Origin of the sequence: Vibrio rumoiensis 1S-45, assembly GCF_000286955.2 — a bacterium.
In the GTDB taxonomy this organism is placed as follows: Bacteria; Pseudomonadota; Gammaproteobacteria; order Enterobacterales; family Vibrionaceae; genus Vibrio; species Vibrio rumoiensis_A.
The window spans coordinates 17,779-38,966 of the sequence record NZ_AJYK02000071.1; the positions used below are offsets into that span (position 1 = coordinate 17,779).

Here is a 21,188-nt window from a genome sequence, read left to right on the forward strand (position 1 = left end):
CAGCTCAAAGACTGGTCAGATATGTTATCATATTTTAGACACACTTCAAGTTAATTGTTTGAAACTCAATCAGCTTGGTGTCTTAAAAATGCAGGGATATCAAGATAACCACTGTCACTTTCATCTGGTTTCTTCACCGTATTCGAATTGCCATTAGCGCCACTCGATGCATTAGACGGTGTTGAAGGATTTTTACGTAACATTGGCTGTGGTGTCTCCGATTCCACATCCTGTTTTGCCGGTTGCACTTGCATAGCGGCTTGTACAGGAGCGGCTGGAGCTGGTTTGGCTACGCCACCTTTTACCAATGTGATATCTGGTTGTTGTGTATTGCCGATACCAGTTGCTACCACGGTCACTCGTATTTCATCGGTCATATCAGGATCTAGTGATGTACCGATAACGACGGTTGCATTGTCTGAAGCAAACGCTTTGACTGTGTTACCCACAGTTTCAAACTCTTCAAGACGCATATCGAGACCTGCTGTGATGTTCACTAATACGCCGCGAGCACCCGCAAGATCAATATCTTCTAAAAGTGGGCTAGAAATAGCGATTTCTGCGGCTTCTTCAGCGCGATCTTCACCACTTGCAACACCACTACCCATCATGGCATGACCCATTTCTGACATCACGGTACGTACGTCCGCGAAGTCAACATTCATCATACCTGGGCGAGTAATTAGCTCAGCAATACCTTGTACTGCATTTTTCAATACGTCATTCGCTTTAGCAAACGCTTCTAGCAAAGTAATACCGCGACCTAATACTTTCAATAGCTTTTCATTAGGGATGGTGATCAAAGAGTCAACATGCTTTGAAAGTTCTTCAATGCCTTGCTCAGCAAAAGCCATGCGCTTTTTGCCTTCAAAGCTAAATGGCTTGGTTACTACAGCAACGGTTAAGATGCCGAGCTCTTTGGCCACTTCTGCAATAACAGGGGCTGCACCAGTACCTGTACCACCACCCATACCAGCGGCGATGAATACCATGTCGGCACCCATTAATACTGCTTTGATTGCTTCACGATCTTCAAGCGCAGAATCACGACCAACTTGCGGGTTTGCACCAGCACCTAAGCCTTTCGTGATATCGCCACCAATTTGGATGACATTGCTTACGCTTACTTTACGCAGTGCTTGAGCATCTGTATTCACGCTGATGAATTCTACCCCTTCGATAGATTCACGCACCATGTGCTCTACAGCGTTACCGCCGCCACCACCAACTCCAACGACTTTAATTACTGCATCGTCAGACATTTCCATCATCGGTTCAAACATGTGTTTTCTCCGTTTCTTCCTGTTCGCCTCAGGTTAAAACTCGTTTTGTATCCAATTACGTACCTTTTGGATGGAATCAGCAAGCCAATTACCGGAAGATTTCTTCGGTGCGGAATGCTGATATTCACCCTCATCATAAAACTGGCTGTCTTTGGCGTAATGTAATAATCCAACTGCCGTTGCATGATATGGTTCTTTAACGTAGTCAGTTAACCCTCTGACTTCTAGGGGTTTACCAATTCTTACTTGGTTACGGAATACGCGCTCTGCGCACTCCACTAATCCTTCAATTTGCGATGCACCGCCGGTTAGGACGATACCTGCCGCTAAATGATGTTTAATACCATCTTCGCGTAACTTTGCCTGAACAGAATCAATGGATTGATTAACCATACCCATTAATTCAGTATATCGGGGTTCTATCACTTCTGCCAAGGTTTGACGTTGCAAACTACGAGAAGGACGCCCACCAACGCTAGGTACATTAACTGTATCATCTTTGCTTACTAATTCGCTCAATGCACAGCCAAATTTTACTTTTATTTCTTCAGCATCGCTGACAGGTGTACCAAATGCAAATGCGATGTCACTTGTAACCGCATTACCAGCATAGGAAAAGACTTTAGTGTGACGAAGCGCACCACCAGTCCAAATAGATAATTCCATGGTGCCAGCACCGATATCGATAACACAAACACCCAGTTCACGTTCATCTTCAGTAATAACAGCGTTACTAGACGCTAGGCCTGAGTAAATTAATTGCTCTACTTTTAAATTACAGCGCTCAACGGCTTTAATAATATTCTTTGCCATATCATTATGGCACGAAATGAGGTGAACGCTTGCTTCCATTCGAACCCCTGATAAACCAAGAGGGTTTTTAATCCCTTCTTGATAATCAATGGTGAATTCTTGAGGTATCACATGCAGAATTCGCTGTTCTTCACCAATCTTAATCGATTTTGCAGTGTGAATAACTCGGTCCATATCATCTTGTGATACTTCTTCTTCCGAAATTGCACCCATGCCTTTTTCGATACGGCTTGCAATATGCTTTCCTGAAAGAGAAAGATAAACACTGGTGATCTGACACTCTGCCATTAACTCAGCTTGATCGATGGCTCGTTGTACCGATTTTACAACGGACTCAAGATCATTAACACCGCCTTTGTCCATTCCATGAGATGGACTGGTTCCTGCACCAATAATATTAATTTGGCCGTCAGGTAAAACTTCACCCACTAATGCCGATACGGTTGCGGTGCCGATATCAAGACCTACGACAATATTTCCTTCTGCGGTCTTCGTCATTTATTTCTCTCTTGTGCTGAATCATCATCTGAAATCCACCCAACGGCAGCTCCAGTATCATATCGAAGATCGATGTAGCTGATTTGCTCAGCTTTGTCACCAAGGCGACTGTATAATTTAATAAATCGATTCAAACGGTCTTCACGAGCATCTTTACCTAACTCTAAACGAATACCGTTGTCTAAAATAATTTGCCATGCAAGGCGATCATTAAGCACTACTGAAGTAATGGTTCGTCCCAATGGCTTTAATTTTTGATCGCTGTTTTTCCAAACATTCAATACGTTTTCACTTGAACCATCAGGGCCATATAGATTCACTGTATTTTCTGGTGCATCACTTGGCTGCCCATTAAATACATCGCCCTTTTGGTTTAATAAGGCATTGCCATTCCAAATTGCGGAAGCTTTATGTTCAACAATATAAACTTTGATCAAATCTGGCCATTGTTTACGAATCGATACTTGAGCAACCCATGGAACTGTCTTTAATACCTTCTGAAGCTGATCAACATCTTGAGTCATGAATGTGCCAATGTGAGGCAAGTTGGTTAAAGCTCGTTGAACCTCATTGGCACTGACATGGTGTAAATCACCTTCAACCATTAATCGTGATAATGGTAAACGCTGATCATCAGTCATCCAACTGAATGTCGAATAGATCAAAGCAGAAATACCAACCACTACCAATAGCAAAAACACTCCACCAACCCAATGGTTTTTAGGTTGGGTTATTTCTGTTGATTGGTCACTCAATGATTCAGCAGTGATATTCATAATTAGCAACTAAACTCTACAATATTCATCAAATACCCATAAATTGATGCTAATTATTGTGATTATAAACACAATTAATAATGATTATACTGACGTAAGCGATGACTTCCAATACAAGTTGCATCAATTTGACTAACTCGTGACTTTCATCTTAACAATATTTAATTGAAAATCGGCTAATTTTTTAGCTACTTTACCCACATCACCAGCTCCTTGCGTCAGAACTAAATCATTATCTTCGATTAGATTGGCTAACGTTGATGGTAATTTATTTACATCTGGCACAAAAATAGGATCCAGTTTGCCACGGCTACGAATTGTGCGGCATAACGCGCGTCCATCCGCTCCAGCAATTGGATTTTCTCCTGCGGCATAAACATCTAGCATGATCAGAACATCCACTTTCTCTAACACGTTAGCAAAGTCATCATATAAATCACGAGTACGACTATAACGATGTGGCTGGAAGATCATCACTAATCGTTTATCAGGCCAACCTGAACGTGCAGCTTGGATCGTGACATCCACTTCACTCGGGTGGTGTCCGTAATCATCCACCAGCATTGCATGCCCATTACCAGTATTAAATTCACCTAAATGATCAAAACGGCGACCTGTACCTTGTGTACTCACCAATGCACGAACAATCGCATCATCAGCAATATCATCTTCCGTTGCCACCGCAATCGCTGCCGAGGCATTCAATGCGTTGTGTTTACCCGGAATATTTAAGGTGATATCAAGATCAGCGCGGCCTTCACGTACCACGGTAAATTTACCTTGTTGACCCGTTTGATGGTAATTCACAATTCGTACATCAGCGTCTTCAGAAAAACCATAGGTAATCACTTGACGGCTAATACGTGGAATTAATTCGCGCACAACAGGATCGTCGATACAAACAATCGCTTGCCCATAAAAAGGTAGGTTATGTAAGAAATCAATAAAGGTTTGCTTGAGCACTTCAAAGTCACCGCCATAGGTATCCATATGATCGGCTTCGATGTTAGTAACAATACTCACCATTGGTTGCAAATGCAGGAATGAAGCATCGCTTTCGTCCGCTTCTGCAATCAAATAACGGCTTGAGCCTAAACGAGCATTGGTTCCGGCGCTTTTCACTAAGCCACCATTAACAAAGGTTGGATCCAAACCTGCTTCAAAATAAATTTGTGTCACTAACGCTGTGGTGGTGGTTTTACCATGGGTGCCTGCAACGGCAATGCCATGCCTAAAGCGCATTAGTTCTGCCAACATTTCTGCACGACGAACCACAGGAATACGCAATTTTTTAGCCGCAACCAATTCTGCGTTTTCAGCCGAAATGGCAGTCGATACCACCACGACGCTCGCTTTTTCAATATTGGTAGCCTGATGACCAAAATAAATGGTAGCGCCTTTGGCTTTTAATCGCTCAGTAACAGCATTTTCAGAAAGATCTGATCCGCTGATTTCATAGCCTTCATTAAGAAGAACTTCCGCTATCCCGCTCATGCCTGCGCCACCAATGCCCACAAAGTGAATGCATTTCACTCGGCGCATTTCTGGAACAATCGAGCGTAATTCGGATAAATTCGGGTTTTGTTTTGTTAACATGGGTTCATTCTCAATCTTGGCTAACCGCAATAATGGCAGCAGCAACTCGGGTATCAGCATCGGTGATAGCAGCCGCTCTTGCTTTTTCTGCCATCACTTGTAACGCGGCTCTATCCAGCTGTTGTATTTGTTCAGCTAGACCTTGTTCTGTTAGCTCTGGCTGTTCGATCATTAATGCCGCGCCACATTGAACTAAGTGGTCAGCATTTAAAGCTTGTTGACGATCTTTATGCATAAAAGGAATAAAAATGGCGCCAACTCCCGCTGCAGAAACCTCGGATACGGTTAATGCACCAGAGCGACACACTAATAAATCAGCCCATGCATACGCTTGTGCGACATCATCAATAAACTCAGTGACTTCAACATTCTCGACCGTATTTTCTTGATAAAGCCCTTCAACCATTTCCAGTTGGCCTTTACCCGCCTGATGACGGATCGTGTAACCATGACCCAACGCTTTCATTACTGGCGGTAACGTAGTATTGAGAATTCTCGCCCCTTGACTCCCTCCCATCACTAAGATGCGGATAGGGCCAGTACGCTCAGTAAAACGTAACGTTGGGGTTTCAAGGTTAACGACATCTTGACGAACAGGATTGCCCACGACTTCCGCATTAGGGAAAGCACCAGGAAAGGCTTGCATAACTCGTTTCGCTATTTTGGATAACCATTGGTTGGTTAATCCAGCCACTGCATTTTGCTCGTGCAACACAACTGGAATACCAGATAACCAAGCGGCAACACCACCGGGGCCACTGACATACCCGCCCATACCCAGCACCACATCTGGTTGCCAAGCTTTAATGTGTTTTTTAGCTTGCGAGATAGCATTGATGATTTGGAAAGGCGCTTTGATTAATTTAAGGATGCCTTGACCACGTAGCCCTTTCACTTTAATGAAATCTATTTCAATACCATGCTTAGGGACTAAGTCGGCTTCCATTCGATCAGGCGTGCCTAACCAACGGATTTCCCAGCCTTGCTGTTGTAATTGTTTTGCCACCGCAAGCCCTGGAAATACATGCCCTCCAGTACCGCCAGCCATGACTAATAATCGCTTACTCTGTTTCATTATTTTCCAATTCTTTTGGGGTATCGCTTGTTCGCGATTTAGGTTGAGGCGTTGGTTTCAACATAGATGACAATCGGCATTCATAATCAATACGCAGTAATAACGCTACCGCTACCGACATTATAATTAAACTTGAACCACCATAACTGATCAAAGGCAAAGTTAAGCCTTTTGTTGGAACAATCCCAGCAGCGGCTCCAACGTTCACCAAGGTTTGAAAGGCAAACCAGATACTGATACTCACCGCGAGAAATCCGCCAAATAACTCACCCGATTCCAATGCATTTCGACCAATACGAAGCGCTTTATACACTAAGGCAAAAATCATCAGCAGAATAATCACAACCCCAGTAAACCCAAGTTCTTCTGCTACCACGGCAAACACGAAATCGGTATGCGCTTCTGGTAAATATTCCAATTTTTGAATTGAGTTACCTAAGCCTTGACCAAACCAGTCACCACGACCAAATGCCATTAAAGACTGCGTTAATTGATAGCCGCTACCAAATGGGTCTTCAAACGGATTCCAAAATGATGTCATACGACGCATTCGATACGGTTCAATCCAAATTAAGAAAGAAACCGCAGCCAAACCAACAAACAGCAATGAGATAAACTGAGTGAGTTTCGCACCTGCGATAAATAACATGCCAAACAGCGTTACCAGCATCACCACGACCGTACCGAGATCGGGCTGCGCTAAAAGCAACACCGCCAAACAACCAAACACGAGAATCGGCTTGATAAACCCACCAAAGAATGACCCTCTAACTTCATCACTTTTACGCACGAGATAGCTCGACATAAATACAAAAAGCGATAGCTTGGCTACTTCAGCTGGTTGTAAGTTAAATAACCCCAGCGGTATCCAGCGAGATGCCCCGTTAACAGAGTGGCCTGCGAGTAATACTACTAATAATAAAAACAGCGATAACAGTAAGAGGTGCATACTGTATTTCATCCAACGCTGTAGTGGAATTTGTATCACCACTGCGGCCGCGCATAATGCAAGAAATAGAAAAGCAGCATGACGGCTCATAAAGTGAAATGGCCCACCAGTTAAGCGACTACTGATCGGAAACGATGCCGATGTCACCATCACCAAACCGGTCAACATTAAACCAAATGCTAACCAAACTAATTGACGATCGTAAAGCACCTCTGGGGCAGGTGAATTCACCCAACCTTGAAAACCTTTTCCGATACTTTGCACTTTCGCTTTAACCACAATGAGCCTTTGTACTGTTAATAATGCTGATGAATCAAGATGAAAGCCCAGCGTAAAGATGTGCTAAGCGCGTGAATTCATCGCCTCGCGCCATAAAATTTTTAAATTGATCGAAACTTGCGCAAGCAGGAGAAAGCATCACCGCATCACCACGCGTTAATGTGGGTGTGATGTTTTTTATGATCTCTTCAATATCATTCCAACGTTTTGCAGAATGATGCAAAGATAAAAACGCATCACCATCAAGCCCAAAACAATGAAGCTGGACATTCAATGTTTCAAGCACTGGAGCTAGCTCTGAAAAATCGGCGCCTTTACCAACACCGCCGACCAATAAATGCAATTGTCCTTCTAATTGCAAACCCGACAATGCCGCTAAAGTACTGGCAACATTGGTTGCTTTGGAATCATTAATCCACTTAATACCGTTATTATCGGCAACCAGTTGGCATCGGTGTGTTAACCCAGTGTAAGTTTTTAATGCCGGAGCCACTTTTTCTAAAGGCACACCAACACAATCAAGCAAAGCGAGGGCTACGAGGCTATTCGATAAGTTATGACGCCCAACTAAACTAAGATCGGCAACCGCAATAATTGGCTGACCTTGCTTTGATAAATACTCTTGTGCTTCTAGCCAGACGACACCAAAATCTTGCTCATCAAAGCCAAAAGACAATGTCGGTATAGAATTAGATGGATACGTTGCTAGGTCATCTCTATTAACGATCGCGGTTTCAGCATGAAGAAAAATACGTTGCTTAGCTTGCCCATAGTCATCCATACCTTGATAACGATCCATGTGATCTTCAGACAAATTTAGATAAGCGGCCGCTTTAAGCGATAAACTTGATGTCGTTTCCAACTGAAAACTAGACAGTTCTAATACATACAGATCCACACTGTCGTTTAGCAAATCCAAAGCTGGTACGCCAATATTGCCACCAACGCCTACGTTAAGCCCTGCTGATTTTGCTAATACCCCAGTAAGATCGGTCACGGTGCTTTTGCCATTTGAGCCTGTAATTGCCACCACTGGTGCATTGACAGCCCACGAAAATAATTCAATATCCCCCACGACCGGAATATTTTTTTCAAGTGCCGCTTGGATTTCTGGCGTAGCTAATGCAATTCCCGGGTTAGTCACCACCAAGTCCGCTTGCAGTAGCCAATCGGTATTCCAACTGCCAATATGTACCTCAATAGATGCACCTAACTCCTCAATGCCGGGCGGTTGAGCTCGGGTATCGATAACTTTAATGGTTAGATCATAAGGCAGAGATTGCAGATGTTTAACGACCGATAAGCCCGTCACACCTAAGCCAACAACAACGACCTGTTTGATCCCTTGCCATTTTGATAACGCAGTGTGTGACATAAACTTATCAGCCTTTTTAAAATAGAAATTAACGTACTTTTAGTGTCGCTAAGCCGATCAATACTAAAACAATAGAAATGATCCAGAAACGGACAATAACGCGAGGTTCCGGCCAGCCTTTTAGCTCATAATGGTGATGTATTGGTGCCATACGGAAAATACGTTGACCACGTAATTTATAAGAGCCAACTTGTAAAATCACCGATAAGGTTTCCATTACGAATACGCCGCCCATGATCACCAATACAAATTCTTGACGAACTAGCACCGCAATAGTGCCTAACGCTCCGCCTAATGCTAATGAACCCACATCGCCCATAAAAACTTGTGCTGGATAAGTGTTAAACCACAAAAATCCAAGCCCAGCCCCCACAATTGCCGTACAGACCACCACCAATTCACTGGCATAAGGAACATAAGGGATATGTAGATAATCAGCAAAGTTTACGTTACTGGTTGCCCAAGCAATGACAGCAAAACCAGCCGAAACAAGCACTGTCGGCATGATCGCCAAGCCATCCAGACCATCGGTTAAGTTCACCGCATTACTTGTACCGACAATCACGAAATACGTAAGTACGATATACATCAAACCAAGTTGTGGCATCACGTCTTTAAAGAAAGGCACCACCAGCTGAGTCGCCGATGTATCTTTACCAAGCGCATACAAAGCAAAAGCCACACCGAGCGCAATCACTGATTGCCAAAAATATTTCCAACGAGCGATCAAGCCATCGGTATTCTTACGGACTACTTTACGGTAGTCATCAACAAATCCAACAATGCCATAGCCAACTAATACCGCTAAAACTGCCCATACATACGGATTAGATAAATCCGCCCATAGCAAAACAGTAATGATAATAGAGGCTAAAATCATTACTCCCCCCATGGTTGGGGTGCCACGTTTACTAAAGTGAGATTCAGGCCCATCGTTACGTACGACTTGGCCGATTTGCAAAAGTTGTAAACGTTCAATCAGTTTTGGTCCCATCCAAAGCGATAAGGATAAGGCCGTTAAAATACTTAAAATAGCTCTGAAAGATAAATATTCAAACAGGCGAAAAAAAGAAAAGTATGGCTGTAGTAACTCTGCGAGCCAAATGATCATGCGTAGTTCTCCTTCAAAGCAGCGACGACTAGACTCATGCGGGAGCTGTTTGCTCCTTTAATCAGTAAAGTATGTTTATTTTCTGCTTGGGTATCTTGTAATGAATTAGATAAATGCTGCTTAATGAAACTGATCATAGCCTCATGAGTATCAAAATGTTGTGCAATACTGCCAGAAGTGTGCGCGTTAGCGTAAAGCTGGCTGATAATCGCTGTATCCTCGCCAAAAGTGAGCACATAGTCAAAATTAAATTGTGCCGTATGTTGACCAACTTCATAGTGAAGTGCTTGGCTCTCTTCACCAAGCTCTGCCATATAACCCAAAATAAACCAGCGCTTACCTACATAATTTGCCAATAAATCCGCCGCTGCTTTCATTGCAGGTACGCTAGCGTTATAGCTGTCATCAATTAAACGTATATTATTGGTTAAATCGATGGCTTCCACGCGACCTTTCACATTATGAGCCACTTGTAAGCCTGAAACAATTTCATCTAAGGTCGCCCCGGCTTGAACCGCCATAGCAGAAGCCGCAAGTGCATTACTAATATTATGCTTGCCAATCATAGGTAAGCACACTGTTTTCTTTCCAAGTGGCGACACTAAAGTAAAGCTGGCTTGCCCTTGATGATTAACTTGAATATCTTGAGAAAAATAATCTGCGTTAGGATCTACAACAGAGAATGTAACAACGCACTTATCCGCTAATGTCTCTTCCCAAAACGTCATACCATTGCTATCTAAGTTGATAACCGCAGTTCCACCTTGTGGCAGTCCTTGAAAAATCTCGCCTTTGGCTTGTGCAACGCCCTCAATCGAACCAAAACCTTCCAAGTGTGATTCGCCAATATTATTAACTAACGCAATACTTGGGCGGACCAACTCAGTCGTATAAGCAATCTCACCAAGATGATTCGCACCAAGCTCAATGACCGCAAACTCATCATCCAGTTGGCTGCGCAATAATGTCAAAGGAACACCAATTTCATTATTAAAGTTACCCGCAGTGGACAGCACTTGGCCTTTTTGATTCAAAATTGCCGCTAGCATTTCTTTTACGGTGGTTTTTCCACAGCTTCCTGTTAGCGCCAACGTCATTGCTTTAGATTGTTGATGCACCCATTGGGCTAATTTCCCTAATGCTTTTTGTGTGTCATCCACCAGCACTTGGCTGATGTCTAATGGTAAGTGTTTAGAAACTAATAATGCCGAAGCACCTTGTTCAAGCGCTTGCTGACAAAAATCATGCGCATCAAATCGCTCACCAATTAAAGCGATAAATAACGCGCCAGATTCAACTTGTCTTGTATCGGTTGTGACCGATGAAATCTCAATATTCTCGCCACTGAGCTTTCCACCGGTGATCTCAGCTAATTGCTGAAGAGAAAAAGGGATCATACTGTTCATCCTAATAAAGCTTGAGCGGTTTCGCGATCAGAATAATGCAACTTTTGATCGGCTATGATTTGATAGTCTTCGTGTCCTTTACCCGCTAATAAAATAATATCGTGTTCACCTGCGTGTTGTAGCGCATATTCACAGGCTTGAAATCTTGAATGAATCACATGCAATCGTTCAGGATGTTTTGGTCCCGCAAGCATATCCGCCACAATAAGCTTGGGATCTTCACTACGCGGGTTGTCATCGGTAATAATGGACTCATCGGCAAGGCGCTCTGAAATCTCTGCCATCATTGGGCGCTTACCTGAGTCTCGATCGCCACCACAACCAAAAATAGACCATAGTTTACCTTTGCAATGAACACGCAATGCAAGCAAAGCTTTTTCTAGAGCATCAGGAGTATGTGCATAATCGACAACAATTTTGGCTTTTACACCTTGAGCTTGTGCTGATTGAAAGAGTTCCATACGACCAATGACTGGGGTGAGCTTATCAGCAACTGCAACCAAATCATTTAACGTGAAATTAAGGCTTAATAAAGTCGCTAATGCCACCATGACATTGCTTGCGTTAAACGCACCAATCAGTGGTGTTTGTAATTTTGCTTGCCCCCAAGCGCCATCCAATTCAATCTGAATACCCGCTTCAGAATAAGTGACTTGCTTTGCCCAGATAGCTATTTGGTTGGTTTTTAAATCAAAAGGAGAAAGCGATGCGGCGACAGCGTCTGGCAACATCTCTAACCATTGCTGACCAATAGGATCATCACGATTAATAATACGATGTTGGCAATCGTGCTGAGTAAATAAGCTCAGTTTTGCGTTAGCATATGCTTCCATACTGCCATGATAATCAAGATGATCTCGGCTTAAGTTGGTAAAAGCGGCGGCGGCAAAACATAAGGTTTTAACTCGGCCTTGAACCAAACCATGAGAGGAAATTTCTAACGCAGTGAAATCAGCGCCTTTTTGATTTAACGCGCTCAGTGTTTGCTGTATTTCAATCGCATTACCTGTGGTATTGACCGCCGGTTGTAAATCATTTAAAAACCCATTTCCAGTCGTCCCCATGACAGCGGCTTTACGGCCTACTAGGTCGATCCATTGAGCAATCAATTGAGAAATAGTGGTTTTACCATTAGTACCAGTGATGCCAATAAGCTTCATGGGGGAGTGTTGATACAACTGCTGAGCTAATGCAGAAAGTTGTTGGCCGATCTCTTCAACATAAACCACTGCCACGTTGTTTTTAACATCAACAAAGCCATGTGGGTGTATATCATCAGCATCCGCGATAACACCTGCCGCCCCTAATGAAATGGCTGCATCAATAAATCGACGACCGTCAATCTCATGCCCTTGAATGGCCACAAAAATATCACCCGATGAAATTTGTCGACTATCTAGTTGCAACTGATTCACCATGACATCTTGGGATGCCGAAAGAACCACTTCAACCCAAGGTTGCAGTAAACGCGTTAAAGTCAGTGTCATCTTAATTACTCGCCTTTCTCTGATTCTGGAGTGGCATCAGGTGTCACATTTAAAATTTGTAATGCGCCTTTCATTATTTCAGCAAAAACAGGACCAGCAACGGAGCCACCGTAAAATTGATCACCTTGCGGCTCATTAACCACAACCACTAAAGCCAAACGAGGATCGCTGATCGGTGCTAAGCCTGCGGTCAATGCAACGTATTGATCACTATATCCACCAGCTTTTGCTTTTCTCGATGTACCCGTTTTAGCCCCAACACGAAAACCAGGTACTCTTGCTGATCTTGCAGTACCTCCTTTGTGCGTAACTTGTTCCAGCATGTTAATCACTTTTCTTGATGCGTCAGCATCAGCAGCGCGGAATGAACGACCAGATTTACTGCCTTTTAACAAGTGCAATGGCATATTCACCCCCATATTACCTAATGTTGCATACGCATGTGCCAGTTGCAGTGGCGTGACCGAAATACCATAGCCAAAGGCTAGTGTAGATTGCTCAAAAGGAGACCAACGGCGACGATCTGGGAAAATACCAGTCACCTCACCCGTGAGTTGAATACCGGAAACATTACCAAAACCAACCCCACTGTACATACCAAGCACATCTTTTACGTCCATTTTCAGTGCAATAGTCGCAACGCCAACGTTACTCGATTTTTTTAAAATAGTGGTTAAATCGGCTTTTCCCGCTGGCTCTGAATCTCGTACGCGGCTTCCCCCTACGCGCATGATCCCATTACCAGTATCGATTATCGTATGGTCGTCAATCACACCTTTATCTAAACCAGCAAGAATAACAAAAGGCTTCATAGTAGAACCGGGCTCAATTGAATCCGTTATGGCACGGTTACGCATTCTAAAGCTTTGCAACTGCTCACGGTTATTAGGATTATAAGAAGGAGCATTCACCATCGCTAAAATATCGCCACTTTTTACATCTATCAACACAGCAGTACCAGACGTAGCCCGAAAATCGGCCACTGCTTGTTTAATCGCCCTATAGGAAATCGCTTGTAAGCGTTGGTCAATTGTTAATTGTAAAGGCTTACCTGGTTCTTGCGTTTGTAGCGAAATATTTTCCACTACTCGACCATATCGATCTTTACGAATGGTTCTTTTACCAGCCTCTCCAGTTAACCAATTATCAAAGCTGCTTTCCAAACCTTCCAGGCCATGGCCATCAATCCCAGTCACACCAATAACATGGGCACTCACTTCTCCTGATGGATAAAAACGACGAGATTCATCTTTTAAACCTATTCCTGGCAGTTTTAATTCTCGAACATATTTTGACATGGCAGGGCTAACTTGACGTTGCAAATAGATAAAGCGCTTAGTTTTATTATTTTGGATCTTTCGCACTAAGCCTTTTTGATCTAACCCAAGCACGTTAGCAAGGGCATACCAGCGATCCAGCTCATCAAGTCCATTTTTCTTTATGATGGTCGCCGGATCGGCCCACACAGCTTGAACAGGAACGCTCACAGCAAGTGGTTCGTTATTACGATCAGAAATAATGCCACGCGCGGTTGGAATGGCTTTCACACGAACAGAGCGCATATCCGCTTGCTGGATCAATTGATCAGGTTCAACAACTTGTATGTAAGCTGTTCTTGCGACTAAAGTCACTAATGCCAATACAATAAAACCGAGGACGAGGTTGTAACGCCATGGGATCAATACCGGCGCGTTTTTTTCTGCCACCTTTTTATTTGGTGACTTCTTGGCTTTCACCGCTTTTCTATTTACTGGCTTCTTCATTTAAAGTTCACAACCACTTCTTTATCTGAATCAGGACGTTTCATATCAAGATCCTTGATTGCGATCTTTTGCACTCGAGTATGCTCTGCTAGAGAATTCTCTTCCAAAATTAAATTTCGCCATTCACTGTCTAATTTTTCACGATTTTCCAATAATTCATCACGTAACGTAATTTGATTACGAGTGTTGTACGTTGTCAAAACCACGGCAATCGAGCTTGAAAAAATCAAGACGAGCAAAAACAAAGGAAGGCGACCAACGGAGGTGAGGTCGTTCCAAATACTGCGAATTAAGCTTGGAGGATTCGTTTCTGTCATAACTTCTCTGCAATTCTCAACACAGAACTACGTGAACGTGTATTCATTTCCACTTCTGATTCTGACGGTTTGATCGCTTTGCTGGCTGTTTTCATATTAGGTGAACCCAATGCTTTAATTTGATCTTCCGTCATCGGAATACCATGTGGCACTTGTGGTCCTTGGCTTTCTCTTCGCATAAAACGCTTCACCATGCGATCTTCCAATGAATGGAAGCTAATCACCGATAAACGGCCTTCTGGTGCTAAAATGTTCATTGCACCTTTTAAGGCAAAATCAATTTCTTCTAATTCGCTATTAATATAAATTCGAATGGCTTGAAAGCTGCGTGTGGCCGCATGTTTCTTTTCTTTAAAATTCTTTGGTGCAACATCTGAAATTAACTTAGCCAATTGTCCAGTACGAGTCAGCGGTTCATTATCGACATTATCACGGTATTCAATCAAACCACGAGCAATACGACGAGCATGTTTTTCTTCGCCAAATTCACGTAATACCCAAGTAATATCATCAAGCTCAGCTTCGGCTAGCCATTGCGCTGCAGATTGCCCTGATGTCGGATCCATTCTCATATCCAATGGGCCATCTTTCATAAAGCTAAAGCCGCGATCCGCATCATCTAATTGAGGCGAAGAAACGCCTAGATCAAACAGTACCCCATCCACTTTTCCGACTAATTCATATTGCTCAGCATAACTTTCAATACCGGAAAATGGACCATGAATAATCGTAAAACGTGGGTCTTCAATTTTAGCCGCTTCTGCTATTGCTTGAGGGTCACGATCGATACTGTATAAACGACCTTGAGGGCCTAGTTTCGATAAAATGACTCGACTATGACCACCACGGCCAAACGTACCATCGATATAGATGCCATCAGGTTTAATATTCAAACCATCAATAGATTCATTGAGGAGTACAGATACATGTTGAAAGGTGTCGGTCATAAAGGTCAGTAACTCAATTAAATGTTAAGAACTTAGGATATTCATGTAAGCCGCTCAACGCAAGAAATCAGCGGGTTTAATGCGGTTATTTCTGCCTAGTTTATGATAAATCAAACTCATTGAGTTAATTACAAGTAAAAAGGCCATTATTTCGAGATAAATAAAACAAAAAACACAAAGCTAATTACTTTTATTAATCCAATAAAAAACCCACCACAGCATAACTGTGATGGGTTCGAATTGGTGGAGCTGACATCATAAGCCGGGTTCTGTATCCGCTTGCGCGGTGATAGCCATTCGTCTAGGCCTGCAATCACTCACAGGCTCAAGCAACCTACCCGCCCCCTTACGCGAGCAACGCAATGTGAGGGCCTATTTGGTCTTGCTTCGGGTGGAGTTTACCCTGCTACGCACTGTTACCAGACGCACGGTGCGCTCTTACCGCACCCTTTCACCCTTACCTGTTCGCTTCCCACTTCCGAAGAAATAAAGAATAGCGTCATCGGCGGTTTTCTCTCTGCTGCACTTGTCGTAAGCTTGCGCTTCCCAGGCGTTACCTGGCACCCTGCTCTATGAAGCCCGGACTTTCCTCCCCCCCGTCAGTCTCCCCACCACTATTTACCGAAATAAAAGCAATAAAGGACATCAACGAAGCAGCGACTATCCAGTCAACTCCGCGGCGGATTATACGCAAACTGCCTTAGAAGACAAGGCATTCCAACTTATGCCGAAAATTAATCCAATCAGACTCTATTCTAAATTCTCTAAACCCCATTTATACAGCGCATTTTTCTTCAAGTTATGGATCTCAGCCACTAAAGCAGCGGCTTTTTTCAGCGGTAATTCTTGCACGAGAATTTTTAATGTACGTAAAGCATCATCAGGTAAAGCGTCTGCTTGCTTATCTTCGCGATAACCATGAATAAGCAGCACCATTTCACCACGTTTACGGTTAGAGTCTTCTTCTATCCATTCAACCAATTCACCGAGCGGCGCACCATGAATGGTTTCAAATGTTTTGGTTAACTCACGCGCAAGTACAACCTCTCTATCTGGCCCTAAGACTTCAAGCATGTCGGCAAGTGAATCCGTAATACGGTGAGGCGACTCATAAAAGATACACGTACGTTCTGCTTTGTAGATTTCCAACAGCTTATCTTTACGTCCTTTGCTTTTCGCTGGAAAAAAGCCTTCAAAACTAAAGCGATCGGATGGTAAACCTGAAGCGCTTAGTGCCGTAATGACGGCGCATGCCCCAGGTAAAGGCACAACTTTAACCCCGGCTTGACGACACTTTGTTACCAAATGGTATCCTGGATCACTGATTAGCGGAGTACCAGCATCTGAAACTAACGCAATGGACTCGCCAGCTAATACTTTTTCAACTAAAACTTGCGCTTTTTGCTGTTCATTATGATCATGTAATGCATAAGTCTTAGTTGCTATGCCAAAATGAGATAACAATCTACCTGTATGCCTTGTATCCTCAGCGGCGATCAGGTCAACTTGGTGTAATATATCTAATGAGCGTTGAGTAATATCACCTAAATTACCAATGGGAGTGGGTACAATGTACAAGGCGGGAAGATCTAAAAGAGCCGTTTTGTTATCTATCATTTGTTTACCATCACTTGAGCGATTAATATAGAGTCAATGTTTCACATGATCTCTTACTAACTTAAGAATAAGAACGCATGAAAATTATGAATCACAATAGCCTCAGTGTATCACGCTTATTAACTTCAATTATATTGATGTTGTTCGTCTCTGCGTGTTCTTCTCTATCATCTCAACCTGACAATCTCAATATTACTGCTCAACCGACGCTCAGCTCAAAAGCTTATGCTGATCAAGCAGCCAATAGCCAAGCACCCGCAACAACTGATTGGTTAATCATGGAACTGAAAGCTTCCGTGGTTGAAAAAGATTATACGCAAGGGCAGGCCTTGTTAAAAACGCTTGCTAAACTGCCATTATCTAATAGCCAACAAGCTGAATGGTTACTAGCACGAGCAAAAATCACTGCGGCGACCTCGGATTCAGAAACTGCATTAAAAGGCCTAAACTTCCAAGAGCAATGGCAATTAGCGGATATTCAATGGGCAAATTATCACCAACTTCGTGCCAGTCTTTTTGAAGATATCAAAGATTACTTCAATGCTGACCGTGATTGGATTGCCTATAAAGAATTTCAAAGCCAAGCAGATACCACCACCACCGATCAGCACATCTGGGATAACCTTAATCTTTATTCTACCGATGAAATCGTTCAGTTAAAAACTCAACCAAGTGAAACTGAACTACAAGGTTGGTTATATGTGGCTACCGAAATGAAAACCAAATTGAGTGATCCAATGCAAGCACAACAAGACTTGCAATTGTGGTTCGCCAAAAACATTAGCCACCCTATCGTGACCCATACGCCTGATGACGTGCAAAGAATTTTAGATCTTGATATCACCAACCCACAAAATGTGGCGGTTCTCTTACCGTTAAATGGAAAGTATGAGAAACCAGCAAAGCTGATCCGTGATGGTTTTATTCATGCCATGACCAATGATACGGATAAAGATCCAACCTTTAAGATGACGATCTACGATACATCAACTCAAAGCCTTGACGATATTTATGCTCAACTTAAAGCTGATAGCGTCGACTTTATTGTTGGTCCATTAATCAAAGATAATGTTGAAAAACTACAAAACATCAATAATGACAGCATCCCGATGCTGGCGTTAAACTTCCCTGATGATATCAAGCAAGGAAGCCAAGTCTGCTACCTCACTTTGTCACCAGAGCAAGAAGGTGCACAAGCCGCTAAACATCTCTTTAACAATGGCTTCAAATACCCATTAGTACTCGCACCAAAAGACAAGCTAGGCCAGCGAATTACGGAAGCCTTCACTACTGAATGGGCTAAATTAAGTAACACACCAACAGCAACCAGTGGGTTTGGTAGCCGTGCTGAATTACAAAAAAATGTCAAAGATGCTTTTGGCTTAACTGATAGCCAAACTCGTATTAATCAAATCCGCCAGATCACGAATATGGGTATGGAAACTGAAGCTCGTAGCCGTCGTGATATCGATTCGGTATACATCATTGCGACTCGTTCTGAATTAACGCTGCTGAAACCATTCATTGAAGTGGCTATCAACCCGGATGCAAAACCACCAAAACTGTTCTCAAACTCTCGCAGTAATAATGGTAAAGCCAGACAGTACCAAGATGTTTCAGGTATTGTGTTCAGCGATATTCCAATGCTCATCAATAAAGATGATTCTGCCTCTAGCGAATACGATTCATTATGGCCAAATAGCAGTAATACTGAAAAACGTTTGCATGCCCTTGGTATGGATTCATACAATCTTTTAGATGAACTACCAACCATGAAGGTTATCCAAAACTATAAATCTCAAGGTGAGACGGGGTTACTAAGCATTAATGATCAATGCGTTGTGCAAAGAGAATTAAGCTGGGCGGAGCATGCGAGTTTTTAATCGCAATAATAAACGAGAAATCGGCTCTCAATATGAAACCTTGGCGAAAGAGTATTTAAGTCGCCAAGGTCTACAATATCTTGAAAGTAATTATCACTCGCGCTTTGGCGAAATTGATTTGATCATGAGCCAAGAAAACACTCTGGTTTTTATAGAAGTAAAATATCGAAAAAGCCAGCAATTTGGCCACGCCGCTGAAATGGTTAATTACCAAAAAAGCCAGAAATTAATAAAAACAGCAATGGTATGGCTAAAGCGACACGGTCATACTATCAATAACACCTCATTTCGGTTCGACGTCATCGCCATACACCAACAAGGTAATGATATTGAATGGATAAAGAACGCGATAACTCAAGGATAAGTGATGCTAGAAAGCATTAATGACAGTTTTAAAGAAAGTATTCAAATTCAAATTGCTGCGGCCGAATCACTACCAGATGCGATTACCCACGCCTCTCAAGCTATGGTCAGCAGTTTACTGAATGGAAATAAAATACTTTGCTGCGGTAATGGTGGTTCAGCAGCAAATGCCCAACAGTTTGTATCTTGTCTTGTAAACCGCTTTGAAACTGAAAGACCAAGCTTTCCAGCAATGGCATTAACCGCGGATAATTCCACCTTAACCGCCATCGCTAACGATTATAACTATGCTGAAGTATTCTCTAAGCAAGTTAGAGCATTCGGGCAAGCCGGCGATGTTTTAGTTGCAATAACCACCAGTGGCAATAGCAGTAATATAATCAAAGCAGTCGAAGCTGCGGTTACTCGTGATATGACTATCATCGCTTTTACCGGTAAAGATGGTGGTGAATTAGCCGGTCTGCTAGGTGAGTCTGATGTTGAGATTAGAATTCCTTCACATCGAACTCCAAGGATCCACGAAGTACATATGCTCACTTTGCATTGCTTGTGTGATCTTATTGATCAAGTCATATTCCCATCTCATGAAAGTTAGAATTTATGATTTCAGCTAAGCACTACCTCGTTATTGGACTACTATCACTTAGTGGGTGTGCTAACTACTTTCAAGAAAATCAATCAACAAGCACCACTCCGGATGTGCGGAGTGGCAGCCAAATATGGCAAGAACATCAAATTACCTCCGAAGTTGCCGCATTAAATAACTCACCTCAATTTAAAGGTAAAATGCGCGTATCAGCAACAGAAGATCACAGCCGTGTCGTGCTCATGGGGCAAGCCATTAATGATGATACTCGACTCGCTGCCGCCGATTATGTCGCACAGCTTTCTGGTGTAAAGAAAGTATTTAATCAGATCAGAGTGAAGCCTATCTTAAGCTTCAATGCGATAAGCTACGACTCATGGCTCACAACCAAAGTTAAAGCAGAGCTACTGACTGAGCATCGTTTAGATGGCTTAAGCATCAAGGTGGTAACTGAGGATAAGGAAGTGTTTTTATCTGGCCTAGTCAGCGCTGAAAATGCAGAGCTCGCCTCACAGGTCGCGAGCCGAGTATCTGGTGTCAAGCATGTGGTAAAAGCTTTTACCTACACAAAATAATCTCATTGAGTTAGCTAAAAGTGTACTAACAACTCCCTCTTTAAAGTAAAACAAAGATTAACTTGAGTAGGTAACTACAATTATTCCAAGCTATAGGTTGAATTCAAACGCCAATCATCTAGATATGGGATAAGTAAATCGAACGAATCTAGTCCATATTGAAGCATACTGACCTAGTTATACTTATGAATAATTAGAATATATGGAATAGAACACTATTCTAGTTAAGTTCAAATGATCATTTATGATGTTTAACGGATAAAGATTTAGCAACAATTCAAGATATGTTAATGGCTGAGTCCTTACTTAGCCCACTCCCCATGTGACAGGCCGGTTGATTCTAAACAAAAGCAAATCAATTGAACTACCACTCCGCAGTGTCTAGTCTTCTGTATTTCATTTCTTGCAGACATAAAAAAACCCGATCCTTTCGAATCGGGTTTCTTACTCTTTATTCAAGAGATGTAAGTGGCGGAGTGGACGGGACTC

18 protein-coding genes and 1 other RNA gene are annotated in these 21,188 nt (G+C 42.7%); 4 read left to right on the top strand and 15 right to left on the bottom strand.

Going from position 1 to position 21,188, the window contains the following annotated elements:
* Window positions 1–65: 65 nt before the first annotated feature.
* From ftsZ to rsmI, 15 genes are all read right to left on the bottom strand, one after another.
* Window positions 66–1,283 carry a cell division protein FtsZ gene (ftsZ, locus tag A1QC_RS09575; protein WP_017026123.1) on the bottom strand — a complete coding sequence of 406 codons (1,218 nt, stop codon included), beginning with the start codon at window positions 1,281–1,283 and terminating at the stop codon, window positions 66–68.
* A 33-nt stretch (window positions 1,284–1,316) separates the two neighbouring features.
* Complete coding sequence (gene ftsA / locus A1QC_RS09580) at window positions 1,317–2,594, bottom strand: cell division protein FtsA (RefSeq protein ID WP_017026124.1); 1,278 nt, start codon at window positions 2,592–2,594, stop codon at window positions 1,317–1,319.
* Entirely contained in the window at window positions 2,591–3,370 is a 780-nt protein-coding gene (locus A1QC_RS09585) for a cell division protein FtsQ/DivIB (RefSeq protein ID WP_017026125.1), read from the bottom strand. The genes ftsA and A1QC_RS09585 overlap by 4 nt, the downstream gene beginning before the upstream one ends.
* A 132-nt stretch (window positions 3,371–3,502) precedes the next feature.
* The gene (gene murC, locus A1QC_RS09590) at window positions 3,503–4,966 is read right to left on the bottom strand and encodes a UDP-N-acetylmuramate--L-alanine ligase (protein WP_017026126.1); all 1,464 of its coding nucleotides are present in this window, start codon (window positions 4,964–4,966) and stop codon (window positions 3,503–3,505) included.
* 10 nt (window positions 4,967–4,976) lie between these two features.
* Window positions 4,977–6,041, bottom strand: coding sequence for an undecaprenyldiphospho-muramoylpentapeptide beta-N-acetylglucosaminyltransferase (murG, locus tag A1QC_RS09595; protein WP_017026127.1), 1,065 nt, complete (start codon window positions 6,039–6,041; stop codon window positions 4,977–4,979).
* Window positions 6,028–7,254, bottom strand: a complete 1,227-nt coding sequence (gene ftsW / locus A1QC_RS09600) for a cell division protein FtsW (protein WP_026025956.1) — start codon at window positions 7,252–7,254, stop codon at window positions 6,028–6,030. The genes murG and ftsW overlap by 14 nt, the downstream gene beginning before the upstream one ends.
* 49 nt (window positions 7,255–7,303) lie before the next feature.
* Window positions 7,304–8,644 (bottom strand): UDP-N-acetylmuramoyl-L-alanine--D-glutamate ligase, encoded by a 1,341-nt coding sequence (murD, locus tag A1QC_RS09605; protein ID WP_017026129.1) that lies wholly within the window; start codon window positions 8,642–8,644, stop codon window positions 7,304–7,306.
* Window positions 8,645–8,672: 28 nt separating this feature from the next.
* Entirely contained in the window at window positions 8,673–9,755 is a 1,083-nt protein-coding gene (mraY, locus tag A1QC_RS09610) for a phospho-N-acetylmuramoyl-pentapeptide-transferase (protein ID WP_017026130.1), read from the bottom strand.
* Window positions 9,752–11,152, bottom strand: a complete 1,401-nt coding sequence (locus tag A1QC_RS09615) for a UDP-N-acetylmuramoyl-tripeptide--D-alanyl-D-alanine ligase (protein ID WP_017026131.1) — start codon at window positions 11,150–11,152, stop codon at window positions 9,752–9,754. Before A1QC_RS09615 ends, mraY begins: the two co-directional genes overlap by 4 nt.
* 5 nt (window positions 11,153–11,157) lie before the next feature.
* Window positions 11,158–12,648, bottom strand: coding sequence for a UDP-N-acetylmuramoyl-L-alanyl-D-glutamate--2,6-diaminopimelate ligase (gene murE, locus A1QC_RS09620; protein WP_017026132.1), 1,491 nt, complete (start codon window positions 12,646–12,648; stop codon window positions 11,158–11,160).
* Between the two features lie 5 nt (window positions 12,649–12,653).
* Window positions 12,654–14,411, bottom strand: coding sequence for a peptidoglycan glycosyltransferase FtsI (locus tag A1QC_RS09625; protein WP_017026133.1), 1,758 nt, complete (start codon window positions 14,409–14,411; stop codon window positions 12,654–12,656).
* The gene (gene ftsL, locus A1QC_RS09630; RefSeq protein ID WP_017026134.1) at window positions 14,408–14,728 is read right to left on the bottom strand and encodes a cell division protein FtsL; all 321 of its coding nucleotides are present in this window, start codon (window positions 14,726–14,728) and stop codon (window positions 14,408–14,410) included. Before ftsL ends, A1QC_RS09625 begins: the two co-directional genes overlap by 4 nt.
* A complete protein-coding gene (gene rsmH, locus A1QC_RS09635) occupies window positions 14,725–15,675 on the bottom strand; it encodes a 16S rRNA (cytosine(1402)-N(4))-methyltransferase RsmH (RefSeq protein ID WP_017026135.1) in 951 nt (316 codons plus the stop codon). The genes ftsL and rsmH overlap by 4 nt, the downstream gene beginning before the upstream one ends.
* Before the next feature lie 241 nt (window positions 15,676–15,916).
* Window positions 15,917–16,351: RNase P RNA component class A (gene rnpB, locus A1QC_RS09640), an RNA gene on the bottom strand.
* A 74-nt stretch (window positions 16,352–16,425) separates the two neighbouring features.
* Entirely contained in the window at window positions 16,426–17,292 is an 867-nt protein-coding gene (gene rsmI / locus A1QC_RS09645; protein WP_017026136.1) for a 16S rRNA (cytidine(1402)-2'-O)-methyltransferase, read from the bottom strand.
* 77 nt (window positions 17,293–17,369) lie between these two features.
* On the opposite strand from rsmI, the gene A1QC_RS09650 reads away from it, so the two are divergent.
* The 4 genes from A1QC_RS09650 to A1QC_RS09665 are packed head-to-tail and all read left to right on the top strand — an operon-like array spanning window position 17,370 to window position 20,699.
* Window positions 17,370–19,175 carry a penicillin-binding protein activator gene (locus tag A1QC_RS09650; RefSeq protein ID WP_017026137.1) on the top strand — a complete coding sequence of 602 codons (1,806 nt, stop codon included), beginning with the start codon at window positions 17,370–17,372 and terminating at the stop codon, window positions 19,173–19,175.
* The gene (locus A1QC_RS09655) at window positions 19,162–19,539 is read left to right on the top strand and encodes a YraN family protein (RefSeq protein ID WP_017026138.1); all 378 of its coding nucleotides are present in this window, start codon (window positions 19,162–19,164) and stop codon (window positions 19,537–19,539) included. The genes A1QC_RS09650 and A1QC_RS09655 overlap by 14 nt, the downstream gene beginning before the upstream one ends.
* A 3-nt stretch (window positions 19,540–19,542) precedes the next feature.
* Window positions 19,543–20,133, top strand: a complete 591-nt coding sequence (locus A1QC_RS09660) for a phosphoheptose isomerase (RefSeq protein WP_017026139.1) — start codon at window positions 19,543–19,545, stop codon at window positions 20,131–20,133.
* A 5-nt stretch (window positions 20,134–20,138) separates the two neighbouring features.
* Entirely contained in the window at window positions 20,139–20,699 is a 561-nt protein-coding gene (locus A1QC_RS09665) for a BON domain-containing protein (RefSeq protein ID WP_017026140.1), read from the top strand.
* Window positions 20,700–21,188 lie beyond the last annotated feature (489 nt).

Excerpts from the sequence above, each read along its gene's own strand:
- ftsZ (WP_017026123.1), bottom strand. The coding sequence starts at position 1,283 with ATGTTTGAACCGATGATGGAAATGTCTGACGATGCAGTAATTAAAGTC.
- ftsA (WP_017026124.1), bottom strand. The coding sequence starts at position 2,594 with ATGACGAAGACCGCAGAAGGAAATATTGTCGTAGGTCTTGATATCGGC.
- A1QC_RS09585 (WP_017026125.1), bottom strand. The coding sequence starts at position 3,370 with ATGAATATCACTGCTGAATCATTGAGTGACCAATCAACAGAAATAACC.
- murC (WP_017026126.1), bottom strand. The coding sequence starts at position 4,966 with ATGTTAACAAAACAAAACCCGAATTTATCCGAATTACGCTCGATTGTT.
- murG (WP_017026127.1), bottom strand. The coding sequence starts at position 6,041 with ATGAAACAGAGTAAGCGATTATTAGTCATGGCTGGCGGTACTGGAGGG.
- murD (WP_017026129.1), bottom strand. The coding sequence starts at position 8,644 with ATGTCACACACTGCGTTATCAAAATGGCAAGGGATCAAACAGGTCGTT.
- mraY (WP_017026130.1), bottom strand. The coding sequence starts at position 9,755 with ATGATCATTTGGCTCGCAGAGTTACTACAGCCATACTTTTCTTTTTTT.
- A1QC_RS09615 (WP_017026131.1), bottom strand. The coding sequence starts at position 11,152 with ATGATCCCTTTTTCTCTTCAGCAATTAGCTGAGATCACCGGTGGAAAG.
- murE (WP_017026132.1), bottom strand. The coding sequence starts at position 12,648 with ATGACACTGACTTTAACGCGTTTACTGCAACCTTGGGTTGAAGTGGTT.
- A1QC_RS09625 (WP_017026133.1), bottom strand. The coding sequence starts at position 14,411 with ATGAAGAAGCCAGTAAATAGAAAAGCGGTGAAAGCCAAGAAGTCACCA.
- ftsL (WP_017026134.1), bottom strand. The coding sequence starts at position 14,728 with ATGACAGAAACGAATCCTCCAAGCTTAATTCGCAGTATTTGGAACGAC.
- rsmH (WP_017026135.1), bottom strand. The coding sequence starts at position 15,675 with ATGACCGACACCTTTCAACATGTATCTGTACTCCTCAATGAATCTATT.
- rsmI (WP_017026136.1), bottom strand. The coding sequence starts at position 17,292 with ATGATAGATAACAAAACGGCTCTTTTAGATCTTCCCGCCTTGTACATT.
- A1QC_RS09650 (WP_017026137.1), top strand. The coding sequence starts at position 17,370 with ATGAAAATTATGAATCACAATAGCCTCAGTGTATCACGCTTATTAACT.
- A1QC_RS09655 (WP_017026138.1), top strand. The coding sequence starts at position 19,162 with ATGCGAGTTTTTAATCGCAATAATAAACGAGAAATCGGCTCTCAATAT.
- A1QC_RS09660 (WP_017026139.1), top strand. The coding sequence starts at position 19,543 with ATGCTAGAAAGCATTAATGACAGTTTTAAAGAAAGTATTCAAATTCAA.
- A1QC_RS09665 (WP_017026140.1), top strand. The coding sequence starts at position 20,139 with ATGATTTCAGCTAAGCACTACCTCGTTATTGGACTACTATCACTTAGT.